Origin of the sequence: Micromonospora inaquosa (assembly GCF_003857055.1) — a bacterium.
Taxonomy (GTDB): domain Bacteria; phylum Actinomycetota; class Actinomycetes; order Mycobacteriales; family Micromonosporaceae; genus Micromonospora; species Micromonospora inaquosa.
On record NZ_QGSZ01000089.1, the window covers coordinates 1 to 8,649 of the forward strand.

The 8,649-nt window shown below is 70.0% G+C and carries 8 protein-coding genes and 1 pseudogene; 4 read left to right on the plus strand and 5 right to left on the minus strand.

Annotated features, from left to right (window positions below; genetic code table 11):
• Positions 1 to 218, plus strand: a pseudogene (locus tag DLJ59_RS01690) (hypothetical protein); the annotation flags it as partial.
• Positions 219 to 324: 106 nt separating this feature from the next.
• On the opposite strand, the gene DLJ59_RS01695 reads toward DLJ59_RS01690, so the two are convergent.
• Both DLJ59_RS01695 and DLJ59_RS01700 read right to left on the minus strand, forming a co-directional pair.
• Complete coding sequence (locus tag DLJ59_RS01695; protein ID WP_425271376.1) at positions 325 to 1,764, minus strand: MFS transporter; 1,440 nt, start codon at positions 1,762 to 1,764, stop codon at positions 325 to 327.
• A gap of 85 nt (positions 1,765 to 1,849) precedes the next feature.
• Complete coding sequence (locus DLJ59_RS01700) at positions 1,850 to 2,086, minus strand: hypothetical protein (RefSeq protein ID WP_124770759.1); 237 nt, start codon at positions 2,084 to 2,086, stop codon at positions 1,850 to 1,852.
• 148 nt (positions 2,087 to 2,234) lie between these two features.
• Here DLJ59_RS01700 and DLJ59_RS01705 point away from each other — a divergent pair, with 148 nt between their 5' ends.
• Together DLJ59_RS01705 and DLJ59_RS01710 are read left to right on the plus strand one after the other, a co-directional pair.
• Entirely contained in the window at positions 2,235 to 3,392 is a 1,158-nt protein-coding gene (locus tag DLJ59_RS01705) for a geranylgeranyl reductase family protein (protein ID WP_124770760.1), read from the plus strand.
• A gap of 84 nt (positions 3,393 to 3,476) precedes the next feature.
• The gene (locus DLJ59_RS01710; protein WP_124770761.1) at positions 3,477 to 3,656 is read left to right on the plus strand and encodes a hypothetical protein; all 180 of its coding nucleotides are present in this window, start codon (positions 3,477 to 3,479) and stop codon (positions 3,654 to 3,656) included.
• Between the two features lie 54 nt (positions 3,657 to 3,710).
• Here DLJ59_RS01710 and DLJ59_RS01715 read toward each other — a convergent pair whose 3' ends face one another.
• Positions 3,711 to 5,501, minus strand: coding sequence for a bifunctional metallophosphatase/5'-nucleotidase (locus tag DLJ59_RS01715; protein ID WP_124770762.1), 1,791 nt, complete (start codon positions 5,499 to 5,501; stop codon positions 3,711 to 3,713).
• Positions 5,502 to 5,687: 186 nt separating this feature from the next.
• On the opposite strand from DLJ59_RS01715, the gene DLJ59_RS01720 reads away from it, so the two are divergent.
• On the plus strand, positions 5,688 to 6,590 hold the full coding sequence (locus tag DLJ59_RS01720; RefSeq protein ID WP_124770763.1) for an SDR family oxidoreductase: 903 nt from the start codon (positions 5,688 to 5,690) through the stop codon (positions 6,588 to 6,590).
• A 147-nt stretch (positions 6,591 to 6,737) separates the two neighbouring features.
• Here the strand turns inward: DLJ59_RS01720 and DLJ59_RS01725 are convergent, their stop codons facing one another.
• Positions 6,738 to 7,397: a nucleotidyl transferase AbiEii/AbiGii toxin family protein gene (locus DLJ59_RS01725; protein WP_124770764.1), complete on the minus strand. Its 660-nt coding sequence runs from the start codon at positions 7,395 to 7,397 to the stop codon at positions 6,738 to 6,740.
• Positions 7,394 to 7,735 (minus strand): hypothetical protein, encoded by a 342-nt coding sequence (locus tag DLJ59_RS01730; RefSeq protein ID WP_124770765.1) that lies wholly within the window; start codon positions 7,733 to 7,735, stop codon positions 7,394 to 7,396. The genes DLJ59_RS01725 and DLJ59_RS01730 overlap by 4 nt, the downstream gene beginning before the upstream one ends.
• Positions 7,736 to 8,649: the final 914 nt, after the last annotated feature.

Sequence of the window (8,649 nt, forward strand, 5' to 3'; positions counted from 1 at the left end):
AGCAGCGCCCGAGTTCGGGTTGGGGTACCCCGGAACAGATCACCAACCCCGAGTACTCCACCACCGCGTTCCTGAAGGGTTTGAAGCAGGTCGACGGGTGGCAGGACATGCCGCTGACCGAGGCCGCGCAGACCGTGCAGGTGTCGGCGTACCCGGACGCCTACGCCCAGTGGGAGCAGCAGGCCGCCGACCTCGTCGCCCAGTACTGGAACAGCTGACCACCAGCACCACCGCACGTCAGCACCACCGCACGGCAAGACCGCAGAACACCAGACCGCTGGCCGGCACCCGCAACCCGGGGTGCCGGCCAGCGGCGTACCCCGGTCAGCTCCTGTGCTTGTGGCTGCGCCAGATGTCGATCAGCGCGACGATCAGTGCGAGCGCGATGATGCCCGTGGCGAGCATCAGGGACTGTTCGAAGGCGGTGGTCCAGTCGCCGCGGCTGTCGGCCAGCGATGAGAAGAACAGCGACCCGACGGCGGCGATGCCAGCCGCGGCGCCGATCCGCTGCCCGGTCTGGAGCATGCCCGCGCCGCTACCGGCCTGCCCTACCGGCACCTCGGCGAGGGTGATCGTCTGGTTGGGGGCGATCACCAGGCCGCTGCCGATGCCGGCGACGAGGAGGGGGCCGGCGGTGACCCAGGGCGCTGGGGCGTCCGGCGCGAGGTGTAGCCCGATCACTGTCGCGGCCAGCCCGACCAGCACGGTGAGCAGACCAACGGCGACCAGTGGTCGGCCGAAGCGGTTGACGATGCGGCCACCGAGCACGGCGGCGGCGGCCGAACCCAGGGCGAAGGGGGTGATGGCCAGGCCGGCGACGAGCGCGCTGTAGCCGAGACCCATCTGCAGGAACAGGGTGAAGATGAAGAAGATCGCGGTGAAACCGCCGAAGTAGACGAGCGCCAGGATCGAGCCGAGCGTGTACGACTGGAAGGTGAACAGTCGAAGGTCGAACAGGGGTTCGTGCTGGCTTGCGTACCGTCGCTCCCAGAGCCCGAAGGCGACCAGCACCGCCAGGCCGACCGGGATGAGCGCCCACTTCCAGGGGGTCTGCCACTGCTGTTCCTGCACCAGTGGCAGCAGGACGAGGACCACACCGATGCCGAGCAGCAGGACGCCGAAGGGGTCGAGTCGACGCCAACCGGGTTGACCGGTGGGGCGGCCGGGCAGTAACCGCCAGCCGAGGATCACCGCGAGGACACCGACCGGCACGTTGACGAAGAAGACCCAGCGCCAGCCGTGCTCCTCGCCGCCGATGGCGATGAGCAGGCCGCCGAGTAGCGGCCCGACGGCGGTGGAGATGCCGATGGTGGCGCCGAGCAGCCCGAACGGGCGGGCGCGTTCGGGGCCGCGGAACAGCTGCTGGATCAGCCCGATGACCTGCGGGTTGACGACGCCGGCGGCGGCGCCCTGCAGTAGTCGGGCGATGACCAACCACGTCGGCGAGGTGGCGAGGCCGGCGAGCGCGCTGGTGATGGTGAACAGCGCGATGCCGAAGACGAACGCGTTGCGCCGACCGCGGGCGTCGCCGAAGCGACCGGCGGGCACCAGCGCCAGGCCGAAGGTGAGCGCGTACCCGGAGAGAATCCACTGCAGATCGCTCGACGACGCGTGTAGCGCCCGGTCGATGGACGGCACCGCGACGTTGACGATGCTCACGTCGAGCAGCGTCATGAACGCGGCGACGAGTCCAACGCCGACCGCCTGCCAGCGATGTCGGTTTTCGGCCGGGGTCACCGGCTGCGGCGGCTGCGCCGCGCTCATCGTGCCCCCCGTCGACCCTCGGTCGTGCATGGTTGACCGCTACCCGGATCTTCGGGGGGCGAACCGTGCCGGCTGGCTCCGCGGATCACGCCATCTGGCGGGCGCAGAACCGGGGACCGAAGTCGAGGCCGGCCATCGGTGAGTCCTCGCGGTGCAGCAGGCCCTTTTCGGTGAGCAGGTGCAGGGGGCTGCCCACCTGCTCCTCGGTGAGCCCGGATTCCTCGGCGATCAGGTCCGGGTAGGGCACCTGTCCGCGTGATTCAAGGACGGTGACCGCCTGGTACACCCGTTGCTCGGCCTCCGACAGTTGCACCTGCTGCATGGGTTCCTCCTCTGCTCGTCCGCCACTTCGGTGGCGGTTGCCGTGCGCCGGTTACCCCCTCGGTGCCCGAAGATGCGCACCCGATCGGGCGGTCGCGACGGCGGGCGGGTCCACTGGCCGCGCCGGGGCGGTGCCCTAGGCTGCTTCCGTGATCGTTTGGGATCTCGTCGTCGTCGGCGCTGGCCCCGCGGGGCTGTCCGCGGCCCACGCCGCTGCCCGTGCGGGCGTTTCCACACTTGTTGTCGAGCGGGCCGCGCACCCGCGGTACAAGACCTGCGGCGGTGGTTTGATCGGCACCTCTCTGGCGGCCGTTCAGGATCGGATCGAGGTGCCCGCGCACGACCGGGTGGACCGGGTGACATTCACCCGCGACGGCCGTCGGGAGTTCACCCGCCGCAATGGCAGTCCGGTGGTGACGATGGTGCGCCGCGAGGAGTTCGATGACCGGTTGCGCGCGGCGGCGGTTGCCGCCGGCGCCCAGTTGCGGGAGCGGGTCGCGGTCCGCGCGGTCGAGCAGGACCCGGAGGGGGTACGCCTGCGGCTGGCCGACGGTACGACGATCGCGGCTCGTGCCGTGATCGGGGCGGACGGCTCGTCGGGGGTGACTGCGCGGCATGTCGGGGTTCGGTACCGGCAGGTGGATCTGGGTCTGGAGTTGGAGATTCCGGTGCCGCCCGCCGAGCAGGAGCGGTGGCGGGGTCGGTTGCTGCTGGACTGGGGTGCCATGCCGGGCTCGTACGCCTGGGTCTTTCCCAAGGGTGACCGGCTGACCGTCGGCGTGATCGCCGGTCGGGGCGCGGGGGAGGGGACCCGCGACTATCTGCGGCGGTTCGTCGACCGGTTGGGTCTGACGGGCTTGCCGGCGGAGCACGACTCCGGTCATCTGACCCGTTGCCGCGAGGAGGATTCACCGTTGCGCACCGGTCGGGTGCTGGTTGTGGGGGATGCGGCGGGGCTGCTGGAGCCGTGGAGCCGGGAGGGCATCAGCTTCGCGTTGCGCTCCGGTGCGCTGGCCGGGGCGGCGGTCGCGGGTGGTGACCTGGCGGGGTACGAGCGGGCGGTGGCCGAGCGTCTGCTGCCGGAGATGCGGGCGGGGTTCCGGCTGCTCGATGTCTTCACGCGCCGCCCGGAGGTGTTCCACGCCCTGTTGGCCACCCCGCCGGGCTGGCGGATGTTTGTTCAGTTCTGTCAGGGGCGGGCGAGCTTCGACGAGATGCTGCGCCGCCGGCCCATCCGGGCCGCCCTCGCGGTGCTGGATCGGTTACCAGCCCCACGCCGAGCCCCAGCTATTCACCCAGGATCCTAGGACGCCTTACAGGGTGTGTACGCGGTTACTGGTGCTGAGCCCTCCAGCTGGCGGACAATCACAGCGGAGCAGCGGGAGGTGCCGATGGCCGAGCAACCGTTCACCGATGACGAGTACGCGTTCCTGCGCCACGTACGGTTCGGGGAGTTGCCGCTCGCCGTCCGTCCCGATCAGCGGGTCGAGCTGACCGAGGTCGAATCGCGAAGCGAGCGGCCCGAACCGTTGGACGACCCCGTCCACTGGAATCTGCGCCACGCCGGCTGACAACACGCGACGGGCCGCAGGTGTCGCCACCCACGGCCCGTCGACGGTGTGCGATCAGAAGACCGGCACGCCCTCGCGTACCAGCCGCCAGTTGGGCTTGAAGAAGTCGGCCGGGTCGATCGCCCCCCGAGCCTGCGCCCAGTCGATGAGCAGCTGACGGATCTCCTGCTGCGCGTTGTAGACCTGGGTCTTCACGATGCCGGGGAAGTTGCCGCCGCCGCTGCGTCGGTAGTTGTTCACCGCCACCACGAACTGGGCGTTGTCGGCCACCGGAGTGTCGGTGCCGGCCAGCACCAGGCGGGTGATCCGCTGCCCGACCGGCTTGGAGATGTCGATGTCGTAGTCCAGGCCGGAGAAGACGTCGTAGTTGTAGTCGGGCACGGCCGGGTCACTGATCTGCTCCGGGTCGACCGGCGCGCCCGGCGCCAGGGTGCGGAAGAACTTCGCCGAGTACTCCAGGTACGCCCGCACCTCGGCCCCGCTGAGCACGACCGCCTCAAGGGTGTTGTCGTACACGTACAGGCCGGCGACATCGCGGATCTTGACGTCGCCGGCGGGGAAGACGGCGGTCCGGCTGAACGGCGCCGCGATCGACAGCACCGGCAGATCCGCGTACGCGGTGCCGGCCAGCGCCGCGCCCACCACCTCGGTCTGCACGTGGTTGATGAAGTCCAGGATCGGAGTGTCCTTGTACCGCGACTCCGCCGCCGACAACTCCACGGTGGACCGCGCGACCACCTGGTTGACGTACGCCACGGTCTTCTGGTGCTGGGCCCGCACGGCGGCGAGCACCTTCGGGTCCTCGACCACGGTGTTGGTGTTCAGCATCGTGGCGGCCCTCTTGGTGATCGTCCACCGACCCCGTTCACGGGCGAGGGTGAAGTCCATCCGGGTGAGCCGCTGGCCCCACTTCGACGGCTCGGAGAGCAGCACCTGCGTGCCGGTGCGCTCGTTGGTGACGAACCGCTCGACCACCTCGTTGTGCGCGTGACCGAAGAGGATCGCGTCGATCCCCGGCACCTGCTGGGCGATCAGCGCCACCGGGTTCTCGTTCGGCAGCTCCGGGCCGTAGCTGGAGGTGCCGCTGTCACCGCCGTGCGCGGAGATCAGCACGAGGTCGGCGCCGCGGGCCCGCATGATCGGCACCCACTTCGCGGCGGTCGCGATCATGTCGTCGAAGCGCAGCTTGCCCTCGACGTTGCCCTTGTCCCAGATGGCCACACCGGGGTTGGTCAACCCCAGGATGCCGACCCGCAGGGTCGGCGCGGCGAAACCGAGGGAGACCTTCTTGATGACGTACGGCAGGAAGGCCGGCTTGCCGGTCTTCGCGTTGACGGCGTTCGCGGCGAGCGCCGGGAAGCCGAGCTGACGGATCCACAGGTCCAGCAACGGCAGCCCGTAGTTGAACTCGTGGTTGCCCAGGGTCACCGCGTCGTAGTCGATGACGTTCATCGCCCGGGCCATCGGGTGCTTCTCCCCGGTGGCGGTGATCGGCTCCTGCTTGGCGTAGTACGTGGCCAGCGGTGTGCCCTGGATGGTGTCGCCGGCGTCGAGCACCAGCGTCGCCTTGCCGCGCCGCTCCCGACGGATCTGGTTGATCAGGGTCGCCAGCTTCGCGACGCCGATGTCGTTCTGCTTGCTGTCGTCGTACTCGGCGTCTCGGTAGTAATCCCAGTTGTAGACGTTGCCGTGCGTGTCCGACGTGCCCAGCAGGGTGAGGTCCCAGGTGCGCGGCCGGGGCTTGCCGGCCGCCTGCGCGGGCGCGGCGGCGATCAGCGGGGTCGTCGCCGCGGCCGCCGCGGCGACGAGCACCTGACGGCGCGACGGGCCGGAGGGAGAGGTCATGACATGCCTTTCCATGGGGGTGGACGCGCCTCGTGAGCGCCTTGCGCACCATAACCACCACCCGGCACGCCCGCCACGCCAGCCCCGACCGGTGCAGCGGTTTCCACAGGTCGGCGTGGGGTAGGGCGGTCAGGGACGACATCCGCGGGAGAGCCCTCGCTTCCCGCGCGCAGCGAGGAGATATCAGTGAGCGAGGACCAGCGCACCCAGCAGGACCCGACCAGCCAGTACGGCCAGCAGTCCGGTCAACCCGCACAGCAGCAGTCAGCGCCCGGCTCGACCGGACAGATGACCCCGAAGCCGGACCACGGGGAGGAGTCGTACCGGGGCAGCGGCAAACTCGACGGCAAGCGGGCACTGATCACCGGCGGCGACTCGGGGATCGGCCGGGCGGTCGCGATCGCCTTCGCCCGGGAGGGCGCGGACGTGCTCATCTCCTACCTCGGTGAGGAGGAGGACGCCGACGCCCACGAGACCATCCGGCTGGTCGAGGCCGCCGGCCGTCGGGGCATCGCGGTACGCGGTGACATCACCGACGAGGCGCACTGCCAGGAACTGGTCGATCGGGCGGTGCGCGACCTGGGCGGCCTGGACATCCTGGTCAACAACGCGGCGTACCAGATGTCGCAGGACAAGGGGATCCTCGGGATCAGCACCGAGCAGTTCGACCGGGTGTTCAAGACCAACCTGTACGCGATGTTCTGGCTCTGCAAGGCCGCCATCCCGCACCTCGCCGAGGGGTCGGCGATCATCAACACGTCGTCGATCCAGGCGTTCGACCCGTCGCCGCAGCTGCTGGACTACGCCACGACGAAGGCCGGGATCGCCAACTTCACCAAGGCTCTCGCCGCCGACCTGGCCGGACAGGGCATCCGCGTCAACGCGGTCGCGCCGGGGCCGGTGTGGACGCCGCTGATCCCGGCCACCATGCCGAAGGAGAAGGTGAAGCAGTTCGGCACCGACACCCCGGAGGGGCGACCCGGGCAACCGGCTGAGCTGGCACCCGCGTACGTCTTCTTCGCCTCGCAGGAGTCCAGCTACGTGACGGGCGAGATCCTGGGGGTCACGGGCGGCCGACCGACCAAGTGATCCGCCGCCGGGTGGGCTTCCGCGCGGGACGCCCACCCGGCGGCCTGGCCTGTTCGCGCGGCACGGCGGCCTGGTCTGTCCGCGCAACCCGGTGGCCTGGCCTGTTCGCGCGACCCGGTGGCCTGGCCTGTTCGCTCGGCCCGGTGGTCAGCGTGGCCAGGCGGCGAAGCGTTGCCGGATCTCGGCGACGTCGGTGGCGCCCAGGCCGTAGCGGCCGAAACGCTGGTCGGAGAGGCGGTCCAGGTAACGGCCAGCGGCCCGCACATCATCCGGGTCCAGCGCGGGATCGACCTGCCGTGCCAGCACCAACAGCTCGGTCACGTCGTAGTGGTCGAGGGCCGCGGCCACGTCGATGAAGTCGCGAACCTCCCGCCGATTGACCAACGCCGCAATTTTGTTCGCCACCAGGTCACGGACGTCCATCACCGGGCCGAGGTCCATCACCACCGGGCTCTGCTGGCGGTCCAGCCGGGCGAGGCTGAGCCGGATCTGCCGTCCGTCGCGGCTCACCACGAAATCCTTCATGTCCTGCTCGTACCCGTCGAACAGCTCGGCCAGCTCACTGTCCGGGTCGGCGTCGGTGACGATGAACCCGGCCCGCTCCAGAGCCACCCGTACCCCGGCGGACGCCGCTGCCGCGGCTCCCTCCACGTCCGCGAAGAGGTCGACGTCCTCCGTCGGTCGGGCAACCAACCCGTGCGCCGCCCACGCCACCCCACCACCCAGAACGAACCGGTACGGCCCCGCGGCGGCCAGCGCCACCCGGGCCACCTCCCGGTAGAACTCGTGCAGATGAGGTTCGATCACGCCGCGCGCAGGCCGCGGTGCCGGCTCTCCCACGCCTGGCGTACGCCCCGAGGCAGGTTGAGCAGTCGCCACACCCGACGCAACGTCCGCCCGTTGATCAGAGCGCGCAGATCCTCGGCGCGGGTGGTCTCCCGAAGCACGTTCTCGTACATCCAGAGCAGCTGGTCGGGGTCGCCGAGGTCGAAAGTGCGCTCGGCGTTCCACATCAGTCGCACCGGCAACTCCACCACACCCCGGGTGGGGCCGGCCAGTTCGGCGAGCGTCCGTGCCACCACAGCGGGACGACCCGGGCGGGCCAGAAAGGCCACGCCGGTCGCGGTGGGGGAGACGGCCTGCATGGTGTCAGGGTAACGCCCTCCAGAGCCGGTGTCGCTCAGGCTGATCCCAGCGCGCTGTTCCGAGCGTGCCCGCACACCTCGTTCGGCGCGATGTTTGCCCGGTTCACAGGTTGTGTGCCCACTTTTGCGCGCTTGCCGCCTGGTTGCCAGACCTGTCGCCGCCCAGCCGATTCGTGATCGACTCGTGTTTCATGAAGTCGGGGTGTCCCGCCGCCCGGGATACCCCGTTTTCCGTGAACCCGAGTGGATCACCGGGTGAGGCCCGCTTTCGACGCCGCAGGTCGGTGACGTGTGGGTGGTTTGTCCGGTGGCGGGTGTTGCTGGGGTGTGGTCGGTCGCACTCGTGGGCTGGAATCGTGGCCGGGTCGGGGTCGTTGAATACCCTGACGATCGCAGCACCCCCGGCCCGCACGGGGTTGGGTTGGCAGGTCGCGTAGGTCGGAATGCCGGCCACCGCCCGGTCGTTACAGTCCCCACGACCGACCGGCCGCACCGCCGCCATGGGGGTGCCGGACGGGTTGGGCCGCCCCCGGAATGACCCCGGCCCCTTGGTCGTTGCGGTCGCCACGACCGACGACCCGGCACCGCCACGATGAGGTGCCCGGCGGGTGGGCCGCCCCCGGAATGACCCCGGCCCCCTGGTCGTTACATCTGGACCCGGCGCCACGAGCCCTCCGCCCGTGAAGTCGCCGACCGACGCCGAGAACCGTGGGCGTCACCCCCCGAAGACTTTTCCCTTGTTTTGTGCAGCGCCGGACGAGGTGCTCACACCCGTGTGATTGCCGTTCCCCCGATCGGCACAGCGGGTGTCCTACCCCCGAAGGAGCTACCCCTCATGAACACGATCTTCCGTAAGAGCATGCTGTCTGTTGCTGGTCTCGCGTTCGCCGGTGGTGTGTTCGCCGGTCCGATCG

Bases quoted from the DNA above. Each gene is read 5' to 3' on its own strand.
- DLJ59_RS01695 (WP_425271376.1), bottom strand. From the start codon at position 1,764: ATGAGCGCGGCGCAGCCGCCGCAGCCGGTGACCCCGGCCGAAAACCGA.
- DLJ59_RS01700 (WP_124770759.1), bottom strand. From the start codon at position 2,086: ATGCAGCAGGTGCAACTGTCGGAGGCCGAGCAACGGGTGTACCAGGCG.
- DLJ59_RS01710 (WP_124770761.1), top strand. From the start codon at position 3,477: ATGGCCGAGCAACCGTTCACCGATGACGAGTACGCGTTCCTGCGCCAC.
- DLJ59_RS01715 (WP_124770762.1), bottom strand. From the start codon at position 5,501: ATGACCTCTCCCTCCGGCCCGTCGCGCCGTCAGGTGCTCGTCGCCGCG.
- DLJ59_RS01730 (WP_124770765.1), bottom strand. From the start codon at position 7,735: ATGCAGGCCGTCTCCCCCACCGCGACCGGCGTGGCCTTTCTGGCCCGC.